Source organism: Pseudomonas sp. W2Oct36, assembly GCF_041060465.1.
Taxonomy (GTDB): Bacteria; Pseudomonadota; Gammaproteobacteria; order Pseudomonadales; family Pseudomonadaceae; genus Aquipseudomonas; species Aquipseudomonas graminis_B.
In genome coordinates this window covers 11,862-36,073 of sequence record NZ_JAUERW010000015.1, presented here as the reverse complement: position 1 = coordinate 36,073, position 24,212 = coordinate 11,862, and the positions used below count along the sequence as shown (strand labels likewise).

Below are 24,212 nucleotides of genomic sequence, written 5' to 3'. Positions count from 1 at the left end.
CCGGCCCTTATACGGCCATCAGGTCCGCTTCTTTGGACTTGGTCGCGGCGTCGATGTCAGCCTCAGCCTTGTCCGTCAGCTTCTGGATGTCGGCAGCAGCGCGGCGCTCTTCGTCTTCGCTGATTTCCTTGTCCTTGACCAGCTTCTTCAGTTCACCCAAAGCGTCACGACGGATGTTACGCACGGCAACGCGAGCGTCTTCTGCGGCACTGCGTGCCTGCTTGGTGAAACCCTTGCGGGTCTCTTCCGTCAGAGCAGGCATGGAGATCAACAGCATCTCGCCCAGGTTGGTCGGGTTGAGGTTCAGACCAGCACTCTGAATGGCCTTGTCGACCGCAGAAAGCATGTTGCGCTCGAACGCCACGACCTGCAGCGTACGGGAGTCCTTCACGGTCACGTTGGCCACGCCGCTCAACGGGGTGTCGGAACCGTAGTACGGCACCATCACACTGCCGAGAATGCTCGGGTGGGCCTTGCCGGTACGGATCTGGCCGAATGCATGGGCCAAGGACTCAAGGGATTTCTTCATCCGCTCTTGAGCGTCTTTCTTGATTTCGTTGATCATTGTTCGCCTTCCTCGATCAAAGTACCTTCCGCGCCGCCATGCACGATGTTCAGCAGGGCGCCGGGCTTGTTCATATTGAAGACACGCAGTGGCATCTTGTGGTCACGACACAGACAGATGGCTGTCAGATCCATTACACCCAGCTTGCGATCCAGCACTTCGTCATAGGTCAGACGATCGAACTTCTCGGCATGCGGGTCCTTGAATGGATCGGCAGTGTACACACCATCGACCTTGGTTGCTTTCAGCACGACATCAGCGTCGATCTCGATCGCGCGCAGGCACGCTGCCGAATCCGTGGTGAAGAACGGATTGCCGGTACCGGCCGCGAAAATCACGACTTCCTTGGCATTCAGGTGACGCATGGCTTTGCGACGGTCGTAGTGATCGGTCACGCCCACCATGGAAATGGCCGACATTACGATGGCCGAGATGTTGGCGCGCTCCAGCGCGTCACGCATGGCCAGCGCATTCATCACGGTGGCCAGCATGCCCATGTGGTCGCCAGTGACCCGATCCATGCCGGCCGCGCTCAGCGCTGCGCCGCGGAACAGGTTACCGCCACCGATGACCAAGCCGACCTGAACGCCGATGCCGACCAACTGACCAACTTCAAGGGCCATGCGATCCAGCACCTTGGGGTCGATGCCGAACTCTTCCGACCCCATCAGGGCCTCGCCGCTGAGCTTGAGTAGAATGCGTTTATAGCGAGCTTGATAGCCACTGCCCTGCTGAGCCATTGCGAATCTCTCCTGCGGCGTTTGAAAAAAATCGTTCGAGTTGCGGGCCGTTTTCGACCTGCGCTCACTCTAGGTCACTGCTTCAGGGAATTGCAGCCTCGTAGGCCCAACTTCCTGCAAAAACAAATTACGTGCAGCCATAACAATTCCGCGTACCGCTTTGACAAAGAGGCTGCGCGCGTGAGCGGGCAGCCTCTTCGGGGCGACAGTTGGAAACCGTCTTATTGCTTGCTTGCAGCTACTTGAGCAGCGACTTCTTCAGCGAAGTTGTCGACTGGCTTCTCGATGCCTTCGCCTACTTTGAAGTAGGTGAAGGAAACGATTTCAGCGCCGGCTTTCTTGGCCAGTTCACCGACCTTGATTTCCGGGTTCTTGACGAACGCTTGCTCAACCAGGCTGGCTTCAGCCAGGAACTTGCTGATACGACCGCCAACCATCTTCTCGGCGATTTCAGCAGGTTTGCCTTTCAGCTTGTCTTCGTTCAGTTGCATGAAGACATTCTTCTCGCGCTCGATCGCTGCCGGGGAAACGTCCGAAGGCAGCAGGAACTCAGGGTTGGTCGCTGCTACGTGCATCGCGATGTCTTTGGCCAGCTCTGCATCGCCGCCCTTGAGGACGACAACCACACCGATCTTGTTGCCGTGCAGGTAAGAACCCAGAACGTCGCCTTCGATGCGCGCCAGACGACGGATGTTGACGTTCTCGCCAACCTTGCCGACCAGAACCAGACGATCAGCTTCCATCGCTTCAACCAGAGGCTCAGCGGTGGTCAGCTTGTCAGCGAAGGCTTTCTCGACGCTTTTAGCGACGAATGCCTTGAAGTCATCCTGCAGAGCCAGGAAGTCGGTCTGGGAGTTGACTTCGATCAGGACTGCGGCTTTGCCGTCGTCCTTGATGGCGATGGCGCCTTCAGCAGCAACGTTGCCTGCTTTCTTGGCTGCCTTGATTGCGCCCGAAGCACGCATATCGTCGATGGCTTTCTCGATGTCGCCGCCAGCCTTGGTCAAGGCCTTTTTGCAATCCATCATGCCTTCGCCGGTACGCTCGCGCAGTTCTTTAACCAACGCTGCAGTAATCTCTGCCATTTCAAAATCCTCTTGGATAGGTCTTCAACCATTCCACCCGCAATGCGGGCGTTCAAATTCTTGAAAATCCATGGTGACTGCTGCACATGACAATAAGATCGATGGCAACGTCAGATGGTTTTCGAGGTGGCAAAAAGGGGGCCAAGCCCCCTTTTTGCGTACTGAGTCAACGCCAGGCGTTTGTTACTCAGCCTTCAACAGTTGCCGCTGGAGCTTCTTCAGCGTAAACGTCGGTGCCGCCAGCATTGTTGTTGCGACCACGGATCACAGCGTCAGCCATCGAACCCATGTACAACTGAATGGCGCGGATTGCGTCATCGTTGCCCGGGATGATGTAGTCAACGCCTTCAGGGCTGCTGTTGGTGTCGACAACGCCGATGACCGGGATACCCAGCTTGTTGGCTTCGGTGATCGCGATGCGCTCGTGATCAACGTCGATAACGAACAGAGCGTCTGGCAGACCGCCCATGTCCTTGATACCACCCAGGCTACGATCCAGCTTTTCCAGATCGCGAGTGCGCATCAGCGCCTCTTTCTTGGTCAGCTTGGTGAAAGTGCCGTCTTCTGCCTGGACTTCGAGATCACGCAGACGCTTGATGGAAGCGCGGATGGTCTTGAAGTTGGTCAGCATGCCGCCCAACCAGCGGTGATCGACGTACGGCGAACCGCAACGTGCTGCTTCTTCAGCAACGATCTTGCCAGCGGAACGCTTGGTGCCGACGAACAGAATCTTGTTTTTGCCCTGGGCCAGGCGCTCAACGAAAGTCAAAGCTTCGTTGAACATAGGCAGGGTTTTTTCAAGGTTGATGATGTGAATCTTGTTGCGCGCGCCGAAAATGTATTTACCCATTTTCGGGTTCCAGTAACGGGTCTGGTGACCGAAGTGCACACCGGCCTTCAGCATATCGCGCATGTTGACTTGGGACATGATAGTTCCTTGATAAGTCGGGTTAGGCCTCCACGTATCCCAATGACCAACCAGCGGCTTGAGCCGAAGGCACCCAGGTCATCGTGTCGACACGTGTGTGGGTTAGAGCTTTCGGGGCAGACCCCGTAAAGCGGCGCATTTTATATCACAAAAAACCGGATAACGGAACTCGAAATAAGAGCCTGTTTTCCCGACGCTTTTGCCTCCCTCGTGCGAGCCGTCAGGCACCCTGCCTGCTCGATGGGAGACGGGATGATAACCCGCCTGACGACGGTCTGGTAGAATCGCGTTTTTTCCGTATCAAGCCGTGGCTGCGCCGCGCCGAGAGAGCCTGTTTAATGACCGTGACACTGAAAACCCCCGAAGACATCGAAAAGATGCGAATTGCCGGCCGCCTGGCTGCCGACGTGCTGGAAATGATCGGCGCCCATGTAAAGCCTGGCGTCACCACCGACGAGCTGGACCGCCTCTGCCACGATTACATCGTCAACGAGCAGAAAGCCATTCCGGCGCCGCTGAATTACAAGGGTTTCCCGAAATCCATCTGTACTTCGATCAACCATGTCGTCTGCCACGGCATTCCGAACGAGAAGCCGCTCAAGAATGGTGACGTGCTGAACATCGACGTGACCGTCATCAAGGACGGCTACCACGGTGATACCAGCAAGATGTTCCACGTGGGCAAGGTGCCTGAGTGGGCCGAGCGTTTGTCCCGCGTCACCCAAGAGTGCCTTTATAAAGGCATCGAAGTGGTCAAGCCCGGTGCGCGCCTGGGCGATATCGGCGAAGTGATCCAGAAACATGCCGAAAAGAACGGCTTCTCCGTCGTCCGCGAATACTGCGGCCACGGCATCGGCAGGGTCTTCCATGAAGAGCCGCAAATTCTGCACTACGGCGAGGCCGGTAAAGGAATGGAGCTCAAGGAAGGCATGACCTTCACCATCGAACCGATGATCAATCAGGGCAAGGCTGACACCCGCTTGCTGGGCGACGGCTGGACAGCCATCACCAAGGACCGCAAGCTGTCGGCGCAGTGGGAGCACACCATTCTGGTGACCGCGACCGGCTACGAAATCTTCACCCTGCGCAGCGATGACACCATCGCCCGCACCTCGGCCTGATCGCGACGTTACTCGCCATTGTGGTCGTTACAGCCAGCACGGTCGGTTTAGCACGGTCGGTATAGATAGAAGGAAAGCAGTTCGATGCCGCAGGTGGACCCAGATTTGTTCGATCGCGGCCAGTTTCAGGCCGAGCTGGCGCTGAAGGCCAGCCCCATACCCGCCTTCAAGAAAGCTATCCGTCAGGCGCGTGAAGTGCTGGACGGACGCTTCAAGTCAGGCCGTGAAATTCGCCGCCTGATCGAAGACCGCGCCTGGTTCGTCGATAACATCCTGCAGCAGGCCTGGGATCAGTTCGACTGGAGCGAAGACGCCGACATCGCCCTGCTGGCGGTCGGCGGCTACGGTCGCGGCGAACTGCACCCCTACTCCGACATTGATCTGCTGATCCTGCTGGACAGCGCCGACCATGAGGTTTTCCGCGATTCCATCGAGCGTTTTCTGACGCTGCTGTGGGACATCGGCCTGGAGGTCGGTCAGAGCGTGCGTTCAGTGGACGAATGCGTCACCGAGGCACGGGCCGATCTCACCGTCATTACGAATTTGATGGAGAGCCGCACGATTGCCGGCCCCGAGCGACTGCGTCAACGCATGCTCGCCGTCACCAGCACCCGCGAAATGTGGCCGAGCAAGGAGTTCTTCCTGGCCAAACGCGCCGAGCAGAAGAACCGTCATCACAAATATTTCGACACTGAGTACAACCTTGAGCCCAACGTCAAAGGCTCGCCCGGCGGGCTGCGGGATATTCAGACCATTCTCTGGGTTGCCCGTCGCCAGTACGGCACGCTGAATCTGCACGCACTGGCCGACGAGGGTTTTCTGCTGGAGAGCGAAAACGCGCTGCTGGCGTCCTCCCAGGAATTTCTGTGGAAGGTCCGTTATGCGCTGCACATGCTGGCCGGTCGTTCCGAAGACCGACTGCTGTTCGATTACCAGACCAGCATCGCGCGCCTGCTGGGTTACGAAGACAGTGACGCCAAGCTGGCCATAGAGCGCTTCATGCAGAAGTACTACCGGGAGGTCATGAGCATTGCGCAGCTCAGCGACCTGATCATCCAGCACTTCGAAGAAGTGATTCTCGCGGACGATGAAGGCACGGTCACCGAGACGATCAACTCGCGCTTCCAGCTGCATGACGGCTACATCGAGGCGACTCATCCAAACGTTTTCAAGCGCACGCCGTTCGCGATGCTCGAGATCTTCGTGCTGATGGCGCAGCGCCCGGAAATAAAAGGCGTGCGCGCCGACACCATCCGGCTGCTGCGGGAACACCGCTACCTGATCAACGACGATTTCCGCAACGATATCCGCAACACCAGCCTGTTCATCGAGTTGTTCAAATGCGAGATCGGCATCCACCGCAACCTGCGGCGGATGAACCGTTACGGCATTCTCGGGCTGTACCTGCCAGAGTTCGGCCACATCGTCGGGCAAATGCAGCACGACCTGTTCCACATCTACACGGTCGACGCCCATACGCTGAACCTGATCAAGCACCTGCGTAAGCTGCAATACACGCAGGTGTCAGAGAAATTCCCGCTGGCCAGCAAGCTCATGGCCAGACTGCCCAAGCCCGAGCTTATTTATCTGGCCGGGCTGTACCACGACATCGGCAAGGGCCGCGGCGGCGATCATTCGGAACTGGGCGCGGTGGATGCCGAAGCGTTCGGCATTCGTCATCACCTGCCCCACTGGGACACCCAGCTGATTGTCTGGCTGGTGCAGAACCATCTGGTGATGTCGACCACCGCCCAGCGCAAGGACTTGTCCGACCCGCAGGTGATTCACGACTTCGCCCAGTTCGTCGGCGATGAAGTGCATCTGGACTACCTCTACGTGCTGACCATCGCCGACATCAACGCGACCAATCCGACGCTGTGGAACTCGTGGCGGGCCAGCCTGTTGCGCCAGCTGTACACCGAGACCAAGCGCGCACTCAAGCGTGGGCTGGAGAATCCGGTCGACCGCGAGGAGCAGATCCGTCGCACCCAAAGCGCCGCCCTGGATATTCTGGTGCGCAGCGGCACTGATCCCGACGACGTCGAGCAATTGTGGTCGCAACTGGGTGATGACTATTTCCTGCGTCACACCGCAGGTGACGTGGCCTGGCACAGCGACGCGATTTTGCAGCAGCCGGCCGATGGCGGCCCGTTGGTGCTGATCAAGGAAACCACCCAGCGCGAGTTCGAAGGCGGCACGCAGATATTCATTTATGCGCCCGACCAGCATGACTTCTTCGCCGTGACCGTGGCGGCGATGGACCAGCTGAACCTGAACATTCACGACGCCCGGGTCATCACCTCCACCAGCCAGTTCACCCTCGACACCTACATCGTGCTCGACAGTGAAGGCGGTTCGATCGGTGAAAACCCGGAGCGCATCAAGGCCATTCGTGAAGGGCTGACCGAGGCGCTGCGCAACCCCGACGATTACCCGACGATCATCAAACGCCGGGTACCGCGTCAGCTCAAGCACTTTGCCTTCGCGCCTGTGGTGACGATTTCCAACGACGCGCAACGGCCAGTCACGGTGCTGGAACTCAGCGCGCCGGATCGCCCCGGGCTGCTGGCGCGACTGGGCAAGATCTTCCTGGAGTTCGATCTGTCACTGCAGAACGCCAAGATCGCCACGTTGGGCGAGCGCGTGGAAGACGTGTTCTTCCTGACCGATGAAAACCACCAGCCGCTGTCCGATCCGCAGCTGTGCCGACGCCTGCAGGATGAAATCGTCGAACAGCTCAGCGTCAATCCCGAGCCCGGCAGCGAGTTGCGCATCAGCATTTGAACCGGCCAGGACGGCCAGCCATACCGACTTGATTCAACGGCGCCCTGCCACATCGTGAACACGAGTGCGGGCGCCCAGCCTTGAGAACGATTCGACATGAATAACGCCCTGCAGCAGCTTCAGCCCTACCCTTTCGAGAAACTCCGCGCTTTGCTCGGTGCCGTCACGCCGAATCCGGACAAACGTCCGATCGCCCTGTCGATCGGCGAACCCAAGCACAAGTCGCCAGAGTTCGTGGCCAAGGCGCTGGCCGACAACCTCGATCAGATGGCGGTCTACCCGACCACGGCAGGGATTCCTGCGCTGCGTGAAGCCATCGCTCACTGGTGCGAGCGCCGTTTCAGCGTGCCGGCCGGCTGGCTGGATGCGGCGAAACATGTGCTGCCGGTCAACGGCACCCGCGAGGCGCTGTTTGCCTTTACCCAGACGGTCGTCAATCGCGCTGACAACGGTTTGGTGATCAGCCCCAACCCGTTTTACCAAATCTATGAGGGCGCGGCGTTTCTGGCCGGCGCCACTCCGCACTATCTGCCTTGCCTGGCCGAACATGGGTTCAACCCGGATTTCGACGCGGTCAGTGCTGATGTCTGGGACCGCTGCCAGATTCTGTTTCTGTGCTCGCCGGGCAACCCGACCGGTGCGCTGATCCCGCTGGAAACCCTGAAGAAGCTTATTGCGCTGGCCGACAAGCACGATTTCGTGATCGCGGCCGACGAGTGCTACAGCGAGCTTTATTTTGACGAAGCGACCCCGCCGGCCGGGCTGCTCAGCGCCTGCGCGGAACTGGGTCGCCAGGATTTCAAGCGCTGCGTGGTGTTCCACAGCCTGTCCAAGCGTTCGAACCTGCCGGGCCTGCGTTCAGGTTTTGTCGCAGGCGATGCCGACATTCTCAAGGCGTTTCTGCTCTATCGCACCTACCACGGCTGCGCAATGCCGGTGCAAACGCAACTGGCAAGCATCGCGGCCTGGAGCGACGAAGAACACGTGCGCGCCAACCGCACGCTGTACCGGGAGAAGTTTGACGCTGTGCTGGAAATCCTCAGCCCGGTCATGGACGTGCAGCGCCCCGACGGCGGCTTCTATCTGTGGCCCAACGTCGGGACTGATGACGCGAAGTTCTGCCGTGATCTGTTCGTCACTGAACACGTGACCGTGGTACCGGGGTCATACCTGTCCCGGGACGTCGACGGCTTCAACCCCGGCGCCGGCCGCGTGCGCATGGCACTGGTCGCACCGCTGGCCGAGTGCATCGAAGCCGCCGAGCGCATCCGGGATTTCGTCACGAGCCGCTGATACCTGTCTTGCTGAGGCGTTATTCGTGCCTCAGTGCGCCAGACCCAGATTGGCTTCGTTGAGATCGAGTTCCGCCAGCACCAGGCGCAGCACGTCATCGCCGATCTGGTGATGACGGTGCAGGTTGTAAAGCTCCAGACGCTGGGCACGCAGGGCGTTGAGGCGCATGCGTTTCTCCAGTTGGTCCATCTGGAAGGCCAGCGCCTGGGCCTCGGCGGTGTCGTTGAATATATCCAGACGCTGGCGGTATTCGGACATGATCCGCGCCTTTACTTCTATCGCGAGCACCGCCTGCGCAGCCTCGGGTGAATCCGTGGCTGCGGGGATCGCTTCGCTCTCCAGTGTCTTGATTGCCGCCTGAGCCGTCCGTTTCCAGGCATCCCGCACTTCGCGCTTCATGCGCGTGTCCGGCTCATTGACCTGCCCACGCAGAAGCAGCGGCAAGCCAATGCTCGCCGACACCAGCGACAGCAGGATCACCCCTGCCGCGATGAAAATCAGCAAATCACGCTCGGGAAAGTCGACGCCGGCGCTGATCAGCAGCGGCACCGACAACGTACCCGCGAGCGTGACTGCACCGCGCACCCCGCCCACCGTCAGCAGCAATGAAGAACGGGTCGACAGATCCAGCGTGCCGTCGCCCCTGCCGCGCCAGCGCCGAATCTGGATCATCAGCCGCCAGACGCTCTGCACCCAGATGTAACGCAACACCGCCAGCACGACGAAAATCGCCAGCACATCCAGGCAACGCCACAACAGTGTCGGCCACAGGGTCGCTTCGTGGTGGGTAACGGCGGTAATGATGTCCGGCAGTTGCAAGCCCAGCAGCAGGAAGATCAGGCCGTTGAAGGCAAACTCCAGGAGGGTCCACACGCTGCGATTGAGCAGTCGAGTGGTGGTCTGGCGGGGCAGCAGATCGACCCAGCTTTGCATCATCCCCGCCGCCACCGCCGAGAGAATGCCGGACAGTTCAAGGCGCTCGGCCAGGACGTAAGCGGCGAACGGCAGCAGCAACATGAAGACAACGTGGGTCGCCGGATCATCCCAGCCCCGGGTGATCATCCGGCTGCGCAGACGCCCCACCACCCAACTGAGCGCAACGCCCACGGCCAGACCGCCACACGCCACCAGCACAAAATTCAGGCTGGCATCGGTCAGGGAGAACACGCCTGTGATGGCAGCTGCGAGGGCAAACTTAAAGGTGACCAGGCCGGTGGCGTCGTTCATTAATGCCTCGCCCTGGAGCATGCGCATGATCGGCGCGGGCAGCCGGTCCTGGGCGATGGCCGAGACCGCCACGGCGTCGGTCGGGGACAGCACCGCGGCCAAGGCAAAGGCGACAGGCAAGGGAATGGAAGGCAGCAGCCAGTGGATGAAGTAACCGGCGCCGATCACGGTAAAAATCACCAGCCCGACCGCGAGGGTCAGGATTGCGCCGCGATAGCGCCAGAGATCGCGCTTGGGCATGCGCCAGCCATCGGAAAACAGCAGCGGCGGCAGGAACAGAAACAGGAACAGCTCAGGGTCGAGCGCCACGTGCAGGCCCAGCGTCGGCCAGGCGAGCAAGGCGCCCGCGGCGATCTGCACCAGCGGCAACGGCAGCGGAATCACCCGGGCCAGCAATCGCGAGACACCTACCAGCGTCAACAAGATAAGGACGGTATAGGCTGTTTGCATTGCGTGTTTCCCCAAGCGTGTGGCACATGACTGACATCGGCAACAGACCCGATGCGTCAGGCAAAGTGCCCCTCATAGCGGCTGCAAGGGATCATGGGCTTCTGATACATCCCTGATAGCCGGCCATTGTCGCCCCAGGTCACGCCGCGCAAACCCACCTCGAACGGACAAAGCGTCGGCCCGCCGCGCTTACCCGGCGTGTACGTGGCATAATCCTCCACCGTTTTTTTCAACCGTCCCGAAAGGAGCAGGCCGATGGCCAAGGAAACCCACACGTTGCACCTGTTTGGGATCAGGGCTTGCGACACAATGAAGAAGGCGCGCACCTGGCTCGATGAAAAATCGGTGAATTACGATTTCCACGACTACAAGACCCAGGGCATTGATCGGGACCACCTGACCCGTTGGTGCAACGAGCATGGCTGGCAGACGGTCCTCAACCGCGCCGGCACGACCTTTCGCAAACTGGAGGAGGCGCAGAAAGCCGACCTCGACCAGGAAAAGGCCATTGAGCTGATGCTCGCCCAGCCCTCGATGATCAAACGCCCGGTGCTGGATCTTGGCGACAAAACCCTGATTGGCTTTAAACCCGAACTGTACGCTGCGGCTATCGCCTGATTGAGATAGCCCTAAATAACGAGGTATCTGCATGTCCACTTCTCTGTTCAGCCTGGCCTTTGGCGTTGGCACACAAAACCGTCAAGGCACCTGGCTGGAAGTTTTCTACGCCCTGCCGCTGCTCAACCCGTCGGCTGAAATCGTCGCCGCCATCGCGCCGATCCTCGGCTACACCGGTGGCAATCAGGCCATCGCATTCAACACCGATCTGTCCTCGCGTCTGGCCAATGCACTCAAGGGTATCGACGACACCCAGGCCGCACTGCTGACCCGACTCGCCGAAAGCCACAACCCGCTGGTTGCCACGCTGCTGGCTGAAGACGCCGCGCTGACCTCCACCCCTGAGGCTTACCTCAAGCTGCATTTGCTGTCCCATCGTCTGGTCAAGCCCCACGGTTTGAGCCTCGCCGGCGTGTTCCCCCTGCTGCCGAACGTCGCGTGGACCAGCCAGGGCGCCATCGACCTAGGCGAACTGGCCGAGCGTCAGTTGGAAGCTCGCCTGAAAGGCCACTTTCTGGAGGTCTTCTCGGTGGACAAATTCCCGAAAATGACCGACTACGTCGTGCCGGCCGGTGTGCGCATCGCTGACACGGCGCGCGTGCGTCTGGGCGCCTACATCGGCGAAGGCACCACCGTGATGCACGAAGGTTTCGTCAACTTCAACGGCGGCACCGAAGGCCCGGGCATGATCGAAGGTCGCGTGTCGGCTGGCGTATTCGTCGGCAAGGGTTCGGACCTGGGCGGCGGCTGCTCGACCATGGGCACGCTGTCGGGCGGCGGCAACATGGTGATCAAGGTCGGCGAAGGCTGCCTGATCGGCGCGAACGCCGGCATCGGCATTCCGTTGGGCGATCGCAACACCGTTGAAGCCGGTCTGTACGTCACCGCCGGCACCAAAGTGGCGCTGCTGGACGACAAAAACGAGCTGGTCAAAGTCGTGAAGGCCCGTGAGCTGGCCGGCCAACCAGACCTGCTGTTCCGTCGCAACTCGCAGACCGGCGCAGTGGAGTGCAAATCCCACAAGTCGGCCATCGAGCTGAACGAAGCGCTGCACGCTCACAACTGATCGATGCTGCGTGCGGGTTCGGTTTCCTTCAGGGGCCGAACCCGCCTCAACGAGCGTGACTGATATGCCCCTCATTTCTCCCTGGCGCGCTGACTTTCCGGCCATCGACGCCCTGCAACGGCAAGGCCAGATCTACCTGGACAGCGCCGCCACCGCCCAAAAGCCCCAAGCCCTGATCGACGCCACGGTGCATTACTACGCCAATGGCGCGGCGAACGTGCATCGCGCCCAGCACCTGCCGGGCGCGATGGCAACACAGGCCTTCGAGGACACGCGGCGCAAGGCCGGCGAATGGCTGAATGCAGGAGCGGCCGGGCAGATCGTTTTCACCCATGGTGCCACGTCCGCGTTCAACCTGCTCGCGTATGGTCTGGAGCATGTGTTCCAGGCCGGCGACGAGATTGTCATCAGCGCGCTGGAGCACCACGCCAATCTGTTGCCCTGGCAGCAACTGGCCCTGCGTCGCGACCTGAAGCTGGTTGTCCTGCCCGTCACCGAGGCGGGTGTGATTGATGTTGAGGCCGCCGCCGAACTCATCACTCCAGGCACCCGATTGCTGGCAGTCAGCCAGTTGTCCAACGTGCTCGGCACCTGGCAGCCGGTCCGGCAACTGGTCGCGCTGGCCCAGGCACAGGGCGCGCTGACGGTGATTGATGGCGCCCAAGGCGTCGTCCATGGCCGACACGATGTGCAGGACATCGGCTGCGACTTCTATGTGTTTTCCAGCCACAAGCTCTATGGCCCGGACGGCGTGGGCGTGCTGTTCGGCCGACATCAGGCGCTGGCACAGTTGCAGCATTGGCAGTTCGGCGGCGAAATGGTCCTGCAGACCGGTTACCAGACGGCTACGTTTCGTCCTGCACCGCTGGGCTTCGAGGCGGGCACGCCGCCCATCAGCGCGGTGATCGGCCTCGGCGCGACGCTGGATTATCTCAACGCACTCAATCAATCCGCTGTCGCCGAATACGAAGCCCGCCTGCATGAGCGGCTGCGCGCCGGGCTGATGCTGCGCGACGGCGTAAGAGTGCTGGGCGATCCCCACGTGGCGCTGGTGAGTTTCATCGTCGAGGGCGTGCACAACGCCGATCTTGCGCACCTGCTGACCGAGCAAGGGGTTGCCGTTCGCGCCGGTCACCACTGCGCCATCCCGTTGATCAGTGGTTTGGGCCTCTCTGGCGCAATCCGCGTGTCGCTGGGGCTGTACAACGATTCCGATGATCTGGAGCGGTTTTTCATCGCACTGGATCAAGCGTTGGAGCTGTTGCGATGAGCCTGCCGTCCGATGCGCATGCGGCGCTGGAGACCTTCAACGGGTCATTGAGCTGGGAGCAGCGCGCACGGTTGCTGATGCAATGGGGTGATCGGCTGCCGCCCATGAGCGACGAAGAAAAAACCGACGAGCATCGGGTGGACGGCTGCGAGAGCAAGGTCTGGCTGATGGGCGACGTGATCGACGGGCACTGGCAGTTCCGCGCTGCCAGCGATGCGCGGTTGATTCGGGGGCTGGTGGCATTGCTTCTGGCTCGGGTCAACGGCCTGTCGTTGCAAGAACTGCAGCAGGTGGATCTGGTTGAGTGGTTCACGCAGTTGGGATTGACCCGTCAGCTGTCCCCCTCCCGCAGCAACGGGCTGAATGCCGTGTTGCAGAAGATGCGACAGCTGGCCGGCTGAGACCGCTTACCCAGCCGTCAGGCCGCAGGCTGCTCCTTGGTCCGCTCCGACGGGCGTCGCACGCCGGCGACGATTTTGTCCACGGCCTTGGTCGCGGCGACCATCCCGAACGTGGCGGTGACCATCATGACCGCGCCAAAACCACCCGCGCAGTCCAGCTTCACGCCGTCGCCGACGAAGCTTTTCTGGAGGCAAATGCTGCCGTCCGGTTTCGGATAGCGCAGTTGCTCGGTGGAGAACACGCACGGCACGCTGTAATGGCGGGTGACGGTGCGAGAAAAGCCGTAGTCCCGGCGCAGGGTCGAACGCACTTTGGACGCCAGCGGATCGTTGAATGTCCGGTTGAGGTCGCAGACCTGAATCAGGGTCGGGTCGATCTGCCCACCCGCGCCGCCGGTGGTAATGATCTGGATCTTGCGGCGCTTGCACCAGGCGATGAGTGCCGCTTTGGCGTTGACGCTGTCGATGCAATCGAGCACGCAGTCGATGTCCGGCGTGATGTATTCGGCCATGGTCTCTCGGGTGACGAAGTCGGCGACGGCGTGGACCACGCAATCGGGATTGATCTCCCGCAGACGGTCGGCCATGACTTCGACCTTGGCGCGGCCAACGGTGCTGCTCAGGGCGTGCAACTGGCGGTTGCTGTTGCTGACGCACACGTCGTCCAGGTCAAACAGGGAAATCTCGCCCACGCCACAGCGCGCCATGGCTTCCGCCGCCCAGGAACCCACGCCGCCGATGCCGACCACTGCCACGTGGGCCGCGCGCAGGCGTTCCAGGCCCTCGATGCCGTACAGGCGGGCGACGCCAGCGAAACGCGGATCTTCTGTGCTCATGACCAATACCCCAAAAAACCGGCGCGCATTATAGGCCCTGACGGCGATTCGCAAAGCGCTGAGTTGCAGGCGTTTGGTCTGAAAGTCAGCGCTTTCCCGGCAGGCCCGCAGAGAGTTGGCAACGTCGCACATGCGAGGCCGAACAGAACTTGAACACGTGTCGGTTGCCAAAGTTTCGGCCCGCTGTACCCTGTCACTCCTCCCCGTTCCCCTTTTGGAACCTGAAGCACCTATGTCATCGCGTAAATTTGGACTCAACCTCGTTGTCGTCGTGGCGATCGCTGCGCTGTTCACCGGCTTCTGGGCGCTGATCAACCGCCCCGTCACCGCCCCCAACTGGCCTGAACAGATCTCCGGCTTTTCCTATTCGCCTTTCCGGCTGGGACAGAATCCGCAGAAGGATCTCTACCCGTCCGACGAAGAAATGCGTCAGGACCTGGAGCTGATGAGCAAGCAGACGGACAACATCCGTATCTACTCGGTGGACGGCACGCTCAAGGACATCCCCAAGCTGGCCGAGGAGTTCGGCCTGCGGGTGACCCTCGGCATCTGGATCAGTCCGGACCTGGAGCGAAACGAGCGCGAAATCACCACGGCGATCGAACTGGCGAACACCTCGCGCAGCGTCGTTCGCGTGGTGGTCGGCAACGAAGCGCTGTACCGCGAAGAGATCAAACCCAAGGACCTGATGGCCGCCCTCGACCGCGTGCGCGCCGCCGTCAAAGTCCCGGTGACCACGTCCGAGCAGTGGCATATCTGGGAGAAGTACCCGGAACTGGCCAAGCACGTTGACCTGGTCGCCGCGCACATCCTGCCGTACTGGGAATACATCCCGATGGATAAGGCCGGGCAGTACGTGCTCGACCGCGCCCGCGAATTGAAACGCATGTTCCCGAAAAAACCGCTGCTGCTCTCTGAAGTCGGCTGGCCAAGCAACGGCCACATGCGTGGCGGTGCGGACGCCACCCAGGCGGATCAAGCGGTTTACCTGCGCACGCTGGTCAACAAGCTCAACCGTCAGGGCTTCAACTACTTCGTGATCGAGGCCTTCGACCAGCCGTGGAAAGCCAGCGACGAAGGCTCTGTCGGGGCGTATTGGGGCGTTTACAACGCTGCCCGCCAGCAGAAATTCAATTTCGAAGGCCCGGTCGTGGCGATCCCGCAGTGGCGCGTGCTCGCGATCGGCTCGGCGGTATTGGCGATGCTGGCCCTCGCCTTGCTGCTGATTGATGGCTCGGCGCTGCGTCAGCGTGGCCGGACATTCCTGACCTTCATCGCCTTCCTGTGCGGCTCGGTTCTGGTGTGGATCGGCTACGACTACAGTCAGCAATACAGCACCTGGTTCAGCCTGCTCGTAGGATTTTTACTGGCACTGGGCGCGTTCGGTGTTTTCATCGTGCTGCTGACCGAGGCGCACGAACTGGCCGAAGCGGTGTGGACGCACAAGCGCCGCCGCGAATTCCTGCCCGTTGAAGGGGATTCGGCTTACAGACCGAAAGTCTCTATCCACGTGCCCTGCTACAACGAGCCGCCGGAAATGGTCAAACAGACCCTCAACGCACTGGCCGCACTGGATTACCCGGATTTCGAAGTGTTGCTGATCGACAACAACACCAAGGACCCCGCCGTGTGGGAGCCGGTCAAGGCCCACTGCGAAATGCTCGGCCCGCGCTTCAAGTTTTTCCACGTCGCACCGCTGGCCGGGTTCAAGGGCGGCGCCCTGAACTACCTGATCCCGCACACCGCGCCGGACGCCGAAGTGATTGCCGTGATCGACTCGGACTACTGCGTTGATCGCAACTGGCTCAAGCACATGGTCCCTCACTTCGCCGATCCGAAAATCGCCGTGGTGCAGTCGCCTCAGGACTACCGCGATCAGCACGAAAGTGCGTTCAAGAAGCTCTGCTACTCCGAATACAAAGGCTTCTTCTACATCGGCATGGTCACCCGCAACGACCGCGACGCGATCATTCAGCACGGCACCATGACCATGACCCGTCGCTCGGTTCTGGAAGAACTGGGCTGGGCGGACTGGTGCATCTGCGAAGACGCCGAGCTGGGCCTGCGCGTGTTCGAAAAAGGCTATTCGGCGGCGTACGCCCACAACAGCTTCGGCAAGGGCCTGATGCCCGACACCTTCATCGACTTCAAAAAGCAGCGTTTCCGCTGGGCGTATGGCGCGATTCAGATCATCAAGCGTCACGCCGCCAGCCTGCTGCGCGGCAAAGACACCGAACTGACCCGTGGCCAGCGTTATCACTTCCTCGCGGGGTGGCTGCCGTGGGTGGCCGATGGCATGAACATCTTCTTCACGGTTGGCGCATTGCTCTGGTCGTCGGCGATGATCATCGTGCCCAACCGGGTTGACCCGCCGCTGCTGATTTTCGCGATCCCGCCGCTGGCGCTGTTCTTCTTCAAGGTCGGCAAGATCATCTTCCTTTACCGTCGCGCCGTGGGCGTGAACCTCACGGATGCGTTCTATGCGGCCCTCGCGGGGCTGGCGCTGTCTCACACCATCGCCAAAGCGGTGCTCTACGGGTTCTTCACCACCAGCATCCCGTTCTTCCGCACCCCGAAAAACGCCGAAAGCCATGGCTTGCTGGTGGCGATTTCCGAGGCCCGCGAAGAGCTGTTCATCATGCTGATGCTGTGGGGCGCCGCGCTGGGCATCTGTCTGGTGCAGGGCCTGCCGAGCAACGACATGCGCTTCTGGGTCATCATGCTGCTGGTGCAGTCGCTGCCGTACCTCGCGGCGCTGATCATGGCGTTTCTGTCTTCGCTGCCGAAACCAAAACCGGCAGACGAACCCGCTACTGCCTGAAACAATGGGGCGCTGTACTAAACGGCGGCCTTCGGGTCGCCGTTTTGCTTTAAGCTATTCGCCGGTTTATCGCCTTGCCTTCACTCAATATCTCGGACTTTTCATGACAGCCCCAGCCGACCTCTCGCCCACGCTGCAACTCGCCTGCGACCTGATCCGTCGCCCATCCGTCACGCCACTGGACGCCGACTGCCAGGCCGTGATGATGAAACGCCTGAGCGATGCCGGTTTTGCCCTGGAGCCTATGCGTATTCAGGATGTGGATAACTTCTGGGCCACCCACGGCAGCCAGGAGGGTCCGGTGCTGTGTTTTGCCGGTCACACCGACGTCGTGCCGACCGGCCCGGTTCAGGCCTGGCAGAACGATCCGTTCAGCGCGCTGATCGACGAAGACGGCATGCTCTGCGGCCGTGGCGCGGCGGACATGAAAGGCAGCCTGGCGTCGATGATTGTCGCCACCGAGCGTTTCGTTGCCGACCACCCGAACCATAAGGGCAAGATTGCCTACCTGATCACCAGCGACGAAGAAGGCCCGGCCCACCACGGCACCAAAGCGGTGGTCGAGCGCTTGGCGGCGCGCAAGGAGCGTCTCGACTGGTGCATCGTCGGCGAACCGTCGAGCACGACACTGGTGGGCGATGTGGTCAAGAACGGCCGTCGCGGCTCACTGGGCGCAACCCTCACCGTCAAAGGCATTCAGGGCCACGTCGCCTACCCGCATCTGGCGAAGAACCCTATTCATCTGGCAGCACCTGCGCTGGCCGAGCTGGCCGCCGAGCACTGGGACAACGGCAATGATTTCTTCCCGCCCACCAGCTTCCAGATTTCCAACCTGAATTCCGGCACCGGCGCGACCAACGTGATCCCGGGGGATCTGGTGGCGGTGTTCAATTTCCGCTTCTCCACCGAATCCACCGTCGAAGACCTCAAGCAGCGCGTGGCCGCTATTCTCGACAAGCATGACCTGGACTGGCACGTGGAATGGGCGCTGTCCGGCCTGCCGTTCCTCACCGAACCGGGTGCGCTGCTGGACGCAGTGTCGGCGAGCATCAAACACGTCACCGGCCGCGACACCCGTGCGTCGACCAGCGGCGGCACGTCGGACGGTCGCTTCATCGCCACCCTCGGTACCCAAGTGGTTGAACTGGGGCCGGTCAATGCGACGATCCATCAGGTCAACGAACGCATCCTCGCCAGCGATCTCGACGTGCTGACCGAGATCTACTACCAGACTCTGGTCAAGTTGCTCGCCTGATGCTGACTTGCCCGATCTGCTCCGCCCCGCTCGATTCAGCGGATAACGGCGTCGTGTGCCCGGCCGGGCACCGCTTCGACCGCGCCCGTCAGGGGTACCTGAACCTGCTGCCCGTGCAGCACAAGAACAGCCGCGACCCTGGCGACAATCAGGCGATGGTCGAGGCGCGCCGCGACTTTCTCAACGCGGGGCATTACGCACCGGTGGCCAAACGGCTGGCAGAACTGGCTGCCGAGCGCCCCCCCGCGCATTGGCTCGACATCGGTTGCGGCGAGGGTTATTACACCGCGCAGATCGCCCAGGGCCTGCCCAACGCTGACGGCTATGCGCTGGACATCTCTCGCGAAGCGGTGAAGCGCGCCTGCAAACGTGACCCGAAGATCACTTGGTTGATTGCCAGCATGGCCCGCGTGCCGCTGCCGGATGCGAGCATGCAGTTCATCGCCAGCGTGTTCAGCCCGCTCGACTGGGCCGAGGCCAAGCGTCTGCTGTCGCCGGGCGGCGGCCTGATGCGTGTAGGACCGACCAATGATCACCTGATGGAATTGCGCCAGCGCCTGTACGACGAAGTCCGCGATTACAGCGATGACAAGCACCTGGCGCTGGTGCCGGAAGGCATGAGCCTGCAGCACAGCGAAACCCTGCGCTTCACCCTGACACTGGTGGACGGCCAGGCCCGCGCCAATCTGCTCGCCATGACGCCCCACGGCTGGCGCGCCAGTGCTGAACGCCGCGCGAACGTTGTCGATCAGGCCGAGCCGTTCGAGGTTACGGTGTCCATGCGCTACGATTATTTCGTCCTGAATTGACGGCTTGAAGCACCCGAACAGACTGAATCCGCGAGTGGATTTTCCAGCACAACCAAGAGGCATCCATGCGCCAACCCGATATCGAGATTTACCTGAAAGACGCTGACGTCGACCACAAGGCAATCACCGCCTGGCTCACCGCAGACATCGGCCCTTGCACCGACTGGACACAGAAAGGCCAGACCTGGAAATGCCAAGCGGGCGACGTGCCCGTGACCTGGATTCCCAAGGCCGTCGGCAAGTGGAACAGCCTGTGCCTGGACAGCGACAAAACCCCGTGGGACGACGATATCGCCTGCGCCCGCGCCGCCTTCGCCACGTTGAAAGTCGAAGTGCGCTGCGCGCCGGGGACCTGGGTCGAGGAAGAGAGTGACGCCGAAGCCGATCAATGGATTCGCATCAGCGTTGATGGTGAAGAAGAAATCACCTGGCATACGTCCTGATACGTCATCCCGCCGGGCACCCGCGCCGCTTTGCCCATCCCCACCAGATGCGGCAAACTGGCGGCCTCGCGGGCGTCGCCCCTCTCAGCAGAACTCTATGACCCGTTCCCCGTTTCGCCGTCTTGTATTCGGCACCGTGCGCCGCCTGCTTTACCTCTGGGTGCGCTCGGAGACGATCAACCAGTCGTCTTTCACCCTCAATCTCGACCGCAGCCGCCCGGTTTTCTACGCGCTGCAAAACCCTTCGATGAGCGACCTTGCCGTCCTCGACACCGAGTGCCGCAAGGCCGGTCTGCCGCGCCCGGTACTCTCCGTGGCGGTTGGCAATCTGACCGAGCCGGCTGCGTTTTTCTACCTGACGCCCGAGCCCGACTGGCTGGGCCGCCACGACAAACGCGGCGCGCCACCGACCCTTGAACGTCTGGTCGGCGCAGTCACGCAAAATGCCACGGAAGATGCGCAAATCATTCCGGTCAGCGTGTTCTGGGGCCAGTCCCCGGACAAGGAAGACAGCCCGTGGAAACTGCTGTTTGCCGATAGCTGGAAGGTGACCGGGCGTCTGCGTCGCTTCGTGACCATTCTGATCCTGGGCCGCAAAACCCGCGTGCAGTTCTCGGCGCCGGTTCATCTGCGTGAGCTGGTCGATCAGAACAAGGGTTACGAGCGCACGGTGCGCATGGCTCAACGCTTGCTGCGTGTGCATTTCCGCAACCTGAAGACCTCCGTCATCGGACCGGACCTTTCGCACCGTCGCCATCTGGTCAAAGGGCTGGTGGCGGACCCGCTGGTCAGGCAGGCCATTCTCGACGAGGCCGCTCGGGAGAAAATCACCGAAGCCAAGGCCCGTGAAAAAGCCCTGCACTACGGCAACGAAATCGCCTCGGACTACACCTACACCGCCATCCGTTTTCTGGAAGTGGTGCTGAGCTGGTTCTGGAACAAGATTTACGACGGCATCAAGGTCAGTCACCTGGAGGGCGTGCAGAACGTCGCCCAGGGCAACGAGATCATTTATGTGCCGTGCCACCGCAGCCACATCGACTACCTGCTGCTGTCGTACCTGCTGTTTCGGAACGGCCTGACCCCGCCGCACATTGCCGCCGGCATCAACCTGAACATGCCGGTGATCGGCGGCCTGTTGCGGCGCGGCGGCGCGTTTTTCATGCGCCGCACGTTCAAGGGTAATCCGCTGTACACCGCGGTGTTCAACGAATACCTGCACACGCTGTTCACCAAAGGTTTCCCGGTGGAGTACTTCGTCGAAGGCGGACGTTCGCGCACCGGGCGCATGTTGCAGCCGAAGACCGGGATGCTGGCGATCACCCTGCGCAGTTTCCTGCGCAACTCGCGCATGCCCATTGTGTTCGTGCCGGTGTACATCGGCTACGAACGCGTGCTGGAAGGCCGGACTTACCTGGGCGAACTGCGCGGTGCGGCAAAGAAGAAAGAGTCGATCTTCGACATCTTCAAAGTCATTGGCGCGCTGAAGCAGCGCTTCGGCCAGGTCTCGGTCAACTTCGGTGAGCCGATCAAGCTGACCGAGTTTCTCGACCATGAGCAGCCGGACTGGCGCACCCAGGAACTGGGCCCGGTGTTCAAACCGGCCTGGCTCAACGAGACCACCCACCGTCTGGGCGAACGCGTGGCACGCCATCTGAACGAAGCGGCGGCGATCAATCCGGTGAATCTGGTGGCGCTGGCGTTGCTGTCGACAGCCAAACACGCGCTGGACGATCAAGCCCTGGCGCGGGTGCTGGATCTGTACCTGACGCTGTTACGCACCGTGCCCTACTCGCCCCATACCACGCTGCCGGACGGCGATGGACGGGCGCTCATCGCGCACGTCAAAGGCATGAACCTGCTCTCGGAACTCAGCGATGCGCTGGGCAAGATTCTGTATCTGGACGAGCAGAATGCCGTCCTGATGACGTACTACCGCAACAACGTGCTGCACATCTTTGCGCTGCCCTCGTTGCTGGCCTGCTTCTTCCAGAGCTCGTCACGCATGAGCCGCGAACAGATTCTGCGGTATACGCGGGCGCTGTACCCGTACCTGCAATCGGAGCTGTTCATCCGCTGGTCGCTGGACGATCTGGATGACGTCATCGATCAGTGGCTGACGGCGTTTGTCGATCAGGGCCTGCTGCGATTCGAGAACGGCGTGTACCTGCGCCCGGCGCCGAGCTCGCGCGCTTTTGTGATGCTGACGGTGCTGTCGCGAGCGATTGCCCAGACTTTGCAGCGTTTCTACATGGCGATTTCCCTGCTGCTCAACAGCGGTCAGCACACGCTCACCGCCGAAGGGCTCGAGGAGTTGTGCACGACGATGGCCCAGCGGCTGTCGATCCTGCACGGCCTGAATGCGCCGGAGTTTTTCGACAAGAGCCTGTTCCGGCATTTCATTCAGACGCTGCTGGATCAGGGCGTTCTGCGCACCGACGCGGCAGGCAAGTTGAGCTATCACGATATGTTGGGGGATCTGGCCGAAGGCGCCGCCAAGCGGGTATTGCCAGCGGAAATCAGGCTGTCGATCCGCCAGGTGGCGTTGCATCGCAGTGATGAAGTCATTGGGGACGCGCCGATCGCCTGAGCGACGACGCACGCCCTCTCACCTGTTTCACCTGACAAGGAACATCACATGAAACACATCCTGCTCACCCTCATGACCACTGTGCTGGCCGCTTGCGCCCATACGCCGGACAACCTGCCGGGCTCGGTGGACGGCGAAGTGTTTTACCTGCAGCGCATGGCGCTTCCGCCAACCGCTACGCTGAAGGTCTCGCTGCAGGACGTGACGCTGGCAGACGCGCCCGCGCAGATCCTCGCCAGCCAGAACGGCCCGATCAAAGGCCAGGTGCCGCTGCCGTTTCAGCTGACCTACGATCAGAAGCAGGTCCAGCCGGGTCACACTTACTCGGTCAGCGCGCGCATCGAGGTGGACGGCAAGTTGCTGATGATCAGCACCGAGCGCTACACGGTGGACCTGACGCTGGACGAAAAACCGCCCGTCAAAATTCGCTTGAGCCCGGCCCGTTAATCGGGCGTGGATCACAGACCGTTGAAAAGGACATTACCCATGCTGCGTCGCTCCCTCTCGTTCACTGGTATATGCGCCGGCCTGCTGTTATCGGCCAGTGCCTTCGCGCTGTCGCTCAATGATCTGTCGCAATCGGACGCCACCGGCGGACTGAAGGATGCCCTCACCCAGAGCGCCCAGGTCGCCGTCAAGCAACTGGGCGTACCAGGTGGGTTCAGCAACAACAAGGATGTTCGCATCGAACTGCCCGGCAGCCTGGGCAAGGTCGCCAAGAAGATGAAACAGTTCGGCATGGGTACTCAGGTCGACCAGCTGGAAACCAGCATGAACCAAGCGGCGGAAGCGGCGATGCCCCAGGCGCGGACGTTGCTGGTCGATGCCGTGAAGAAGATGAGTGTGTCCGACGCCAAAGCCATCCTCAGCGGCGGCAAGGACTCGGCCACCCAGTACCTGAGCACTTCCAGCCGCGAACAGATCCGCGCCAAATTTCTGCCCATCGTCAAGCAGGCCACTGACAAAGTCGGGCTGGTGCAGAAATACAACGCCTTCGCCGGTCAGGCCGCGACGCTGGGCGTGCTGGACGCGAAGAGCTCGAACATCGAAGGCTACGTCACCGAGAAGGCGTTGAACGGCCTGTTCGAAATGATCGCCAAACAGGAAGAAAGCATCCGCGCCAACCCGGCGGCGGCGGCGACCGGTCTGGCGAAGAAAGTGTTCGGCGCGCTGTGAAGGCAAGCGCCCCCGCCGGACCCGGCCGCCCCAAGGATCTGGCCAAGCGCCAGGCCATTCTCGAAGCCGCCAAAAACCTGTTCATCCGCAACGGTTACGCCAACACCAGCATGGACGCCGTCGCCGCTGAGGCCGGGGTCTCCAAGCTCACCGTCTACAGCCACTTCACCGACAAGGAGACTTTGTTCTCCTGCGCAGTGGTTGCTCGCTGCGAGGAACAGGTGCCGGGGTTGTTCGTGGATGTGCCGGTTGATGAGCCCGTTGAAACAGTATTGCTGGGTATTGCCAGAGGGTTTCAAACGCTGATCAACAGCCCGGAGTCCATCGACCTGAACCGTTTGATCATCGCGTTGGGGCCTCAGGGGTCATCGCTGACTCAAGTGTTCTTCGAAGCAGGACCACAGCGAGTCTTGCACGAGCTTGAGCGGTTCCTTCGCAAGCTGAGCGGTAAAAACGGCCTGCATTTCGAATCGCCGCTTGATGCGGCGGGGCATTTTTTGAGTTTGATCAAAGGCGTGCATCATTTCAGGCTTCTCATCGGCACCGGGGAAATACCGGACGAGCGAGCTGCCGACCGCCACGCCAGGGACGTGGTGGCGCTGTTCTTGAAGGCGTATCGGGTTTAAGGCTGTAGATTCGATGGCGCGCGCACCGGCCTCTTCCCGGCTGAAGCCGGTCCCACTGAAAGCAGTGCGTGCATCCGCGGATACTGGCGCCCGGCCAATATTGTGGGA

Annotated in this window: 22 protein-coding genes; 15 read left to right on the top strand and 7 right to left on the bottom strand. The window is 61.2% G+C overall.

From position 1 onward, the window contains the following. Positions 1–7: 7 nt before the first annotated feature. From frr to rpsB, 4 genes are all read right to left on the bottom strand, one after another. Positions 8–565 carry a ribosome recycling factor gene (frr, locus tag QWI18_RS18575; RefSeq protein ID WP_065989845.1) on the bottom strand — a complete coding sequence of 186 codons (558 nt, stop codon included), beginning with the start codon at positions 563–565 and terminating at the stop codon, positions 8–10. Continuing rightward, positions 562–1,305 (bottom strand): UMP kinase, encoded by a 744-nt coding sequence (gene pyrH, locus QWI18_RS18570; protein WP_037014256.1) that lies wholly within the window; start codon positions 1,303–1,305, stop codon positions 562–564. Before pyrH ends, frr begins: the two co-directional genes overlap by 4 nt. 221 nt (positions 1,306–1,526) lie before the next feature. Then, positions 1,527–2,390 (bottom strand): translation elongation factor Ts, encoded by an 864-nt coding sequence (tsf, locus tag QWI18_RS18565; protein ID WP_369319498.1) that lies wholly within the window; start codon positions 2,388–2,390, stop codon positions 1,527–1,529. 187 nt (positions 2,391–2,577) lie between these two features. Then, positions 2,578–3,318 (bottom strand): 30S ribosomal protein S2, encoded by a 741-nt coding sequence (gene rpsB, locus QWI18_RS18560; protein WP_065989848.1) that lies wholly within the window; start codon positions 3,316–3,318, stop codon positions 2,578–2,580. Between the two features lie 338 nt (positions 3,319–3,656). Here rpsB and map point away from each other — a divergent pair, with 338 nt between their 5' ends. From map to dapC, 3 genes are all read left to right on the top strand, one after another. Then, positions 3,657–4,439 carry a type I methionyl aminopeptidase gene (map, locus tag QWI18_RS18555; RefSeq protein ID WP_065989849.1) on the top strand — a complete coding sequence of 261 codons (783 nt, stop codon included), beginning with the start codon at positions 3,657–3,659 and terminating at the stop codon, positions 4,437–4,439. A gap of 84 nt (positions 4,440–4,523) precedes the next feature. Then, the gene (locus QWI18_RS18550) at positions 4,524–7,223 is read left to right on the top strand and encodes a [protein-PII] uridylyltransferase (protein WP_065989850.1); all 2,700 of its coding nucleotides are present in this window, start codon (positions 4,524–4,526) and stop codon (positions 7,221–7,223) included. 96 nt (positions 7,224–7,319) lie between these two features. Continuing rightward, on the top strand, positions 7,320–8,516 hold the full coding sequence (gene dapC, locus QWI18_RS18545; protein WP_065989852.1) for a succinyldiaminopimelate transaminase: 1,197 nt from the start codon (positions 7,320–7,322) through the stop codon (positions 8,514–8,516). Positions 8,517–8,546: 30 nt separating this feature from the next. On the opposite strand, the gene QWI18_RS18540 is transcribed toward dapC, so the two are convergent. Together QWI18_RS18540 and QWI18_RS18535 are read right to left on the bottom strand one after the other, a co-directional pair. Next, the gene (locus tag QWI18_RS18540) at positions 8,547–10,193 is read right to left on the bottom strand and encodes a Na+/H+ antiporter (RefSeq protein WP_192132182.1); all 1,647 of its coding nucleotides are present in this window, start codon (positions 10,191–10,193) and stop codon (positions 8,547–8,549) included. Between the two features lie 56 nt (positions 10,194–10,249). Then, positions 10,250–10,456 (bottom strand): hypothetical protein, encoded by a 207-nt coding sequence (locus tag QWI18_RS18535; RefSeq protein ID WP_192132184.1) that lies wholly within the window; start codon positions 10,454–10,456, stop codon positions 10,250–10,252. On the opposite strand from QWI18_RS18535, the gene QWI18_RS18530 reads away from it, so the two are divergent. From QWI18_RS18530 to QWI18_RS18515, 4 genes are all read left to right on the top strand, one after another. Further along, positions 10,449–10,811 (top strand): ArsC family reductase, encoded by a 363-nt coding sequence (locus QWI18_RS18530; protein ID WP_369319497.1) that lies wholly within the window; start codon positions 10,449–10,451, stop codon positions 10,809–10,811. The two genes, QWI18_RS18535 and QWI18_RS18530, sit on opposite strands and share 8 nt — an antisense overlap. Before the next feature lie 31 nt (positions 10,812–10,842). Further along, positions 10,843–11,877 carry a 2,3,4,5-tetrahydropyridine-2,6-dicarboxylate N-succinyltransferase gene (dapD, locus tag QWI18_RS18525; RefSeq protein ID WP_065989858.1) on the top strand — a complete coding sequence of 345 codons (1,035 nt, stop codon included), beginning with the start codon at positions 10,843–10,845 and terminating at the stop codon, positions 11,875–11,877. 64 nt (positions 11,878–11,941) lie between these two features. Then, on the top strand, positions 11,942–13,147 hold the full coding sequence (locus tag QWI18_RS18520) for an aminotransferase class V-fold PLP-dependent enzyme (RefSeq protein ID WP_369319496.1): 1,206 nt from the start codon (positions 11,942–11,944) through the stop codon (positions 13,145–13,147). After that, a complete protein-coding gene (locus QWI18_RS18515) occupies positions 13,144–13,548 on the top strand; it encodes a SufE family protein (RefSeq protein WP_065989862.1) in 405 nt (134 codons plus the stop codon). Before QWI18_RS18520 ends, QWI18_RS18515 begins: the two co-directional genes overlap by 4 nt. 17 nt (positions 13,549–13,565) lie before the next feature. Here QWI18_RS18515 and tcdA read toward each other — a convergent pair whose 3' ends face one another. Continuing rightward, positions 13,566–14,384 (bottom strand): tRNA cyclic N6-threonylcarbamoyladenosine(37) synthase TcdA, encoded by an 819-nt coding sequence (tcdA, locus tag QWI18_RS18510; RefSeq protein WP_065989864.1) that lies wholly within the window; start codon positions 14,382–14,384, stop codon positions 13,566–13,568. Between the two features lie 232 nt (positions 14,385–14,616). On the opposite strand from tcdA, the gene QWI18_RS18505 reads away from it, so the two are divergent. From QWI18_RS18505 to QWI18_RS18470, 8 genes are all read left to right on the top strand, one after another. Further along, the gene (locus QWI18_RS18505; RefSeq protein ID WP_192132191.1) at positions 14,617–17,205 is read left to right on the top strand and encodes a glycosyltransferase family 2 protein; all 2,589 of its coding nucleotides are present in this window, start codon (positions 14,617–14,619) and stop codon (positions 17,203–17,205) included. A 103-nt stretch (positions 17,206–17,308) separates the two neighbouring features. After that, positions 17,309–18,460, top strand: a complete 1,152-nt coding sequence (gene dapE / locus QWI18_RS18500; protein ID WP_192132193.1) for a succinyl-diaminopimelate desuccinylase — start codon at positions 17,309–17,311, stop codon at positions 18,458–18,460. Further along, positions 18,460–19,269 carry a putative RNA methyltransferase gene (locus tag QWI18_RS18495; RefSeq protein WP_369319495.1) on the top strand — a complete coding sequence of 270 codons (810 nt, stop codon included), beginning with the start codon at positions 18,460–18,462 and terminating at the stop codon, positions 19,267–19,269. The genes dapE and QWI18_RS18495 overlap by 1 nt, the downstream gene beginning before the upstream one ends. Positions 19,270–19,334: 65 nt before the next feature. Next, positions 19,335–19,712, top strand: a complete 378-nt coding sequence (locus tag QWI18_RS18490) for a hypothetical protein (protein ID WP_065989871.1) — start codon at positions 19,335–19,337, stop codon at positions 19,710–19,712. Positions 19,713–19,809: 97 nt separating this feature from the next. Beyond that, entirely contained in the window at positions 19,810–22,302 is a 2,493-nt protein-coding gene (gene plsB / locus QWI18_RS18485) for a glycerol-3-phosphate 1-O-acyltransferase PlsB (protein ID WP_192132197.1), read from the top strand. 48 nt (positions 22,303–22,350) lie between these two features. Continuing rightward, positions 22,351–22,749 (top strand): YbaY family lipoprotein, encoded by a 399-nt coding sequence (locus QWI18_RS18480; RefSeq protein WP_192132199.1) that lies wholly within the window; start codon positions 22,351–22,353, stop codon positions 22,747–22,749. Between the two features lie 39 nt (positions 22,750–22,788). Beyond that, on the top strand, positions 22,789–23,478 hold the full coding sequence (locus QWI18_RS18475; protein WP_369319494.1) for a DUF4197 domain-containing protein: 690 nt from the start codon (positions 22,789–22,791) through the stop codon (positions 23,476–23,478). After that, positions 23,475–24,104 (top strand): TetR/AcrR family transcriptional regulator, encoded by a 630-nt coding sequence (locus QWI18_RS18470; protein WP_369319493.1) that lies wholly within the window; start codon positions 23,475–23,477, stop codon positions 24,102–24,104. The genes QWI18_RS18475 and QWI18_RS18470 overlap by 4 nt, the downstream gene beginning before the upstream one ends. Positions 24,105–24,212: the final 108 nt, after the last annotated feature.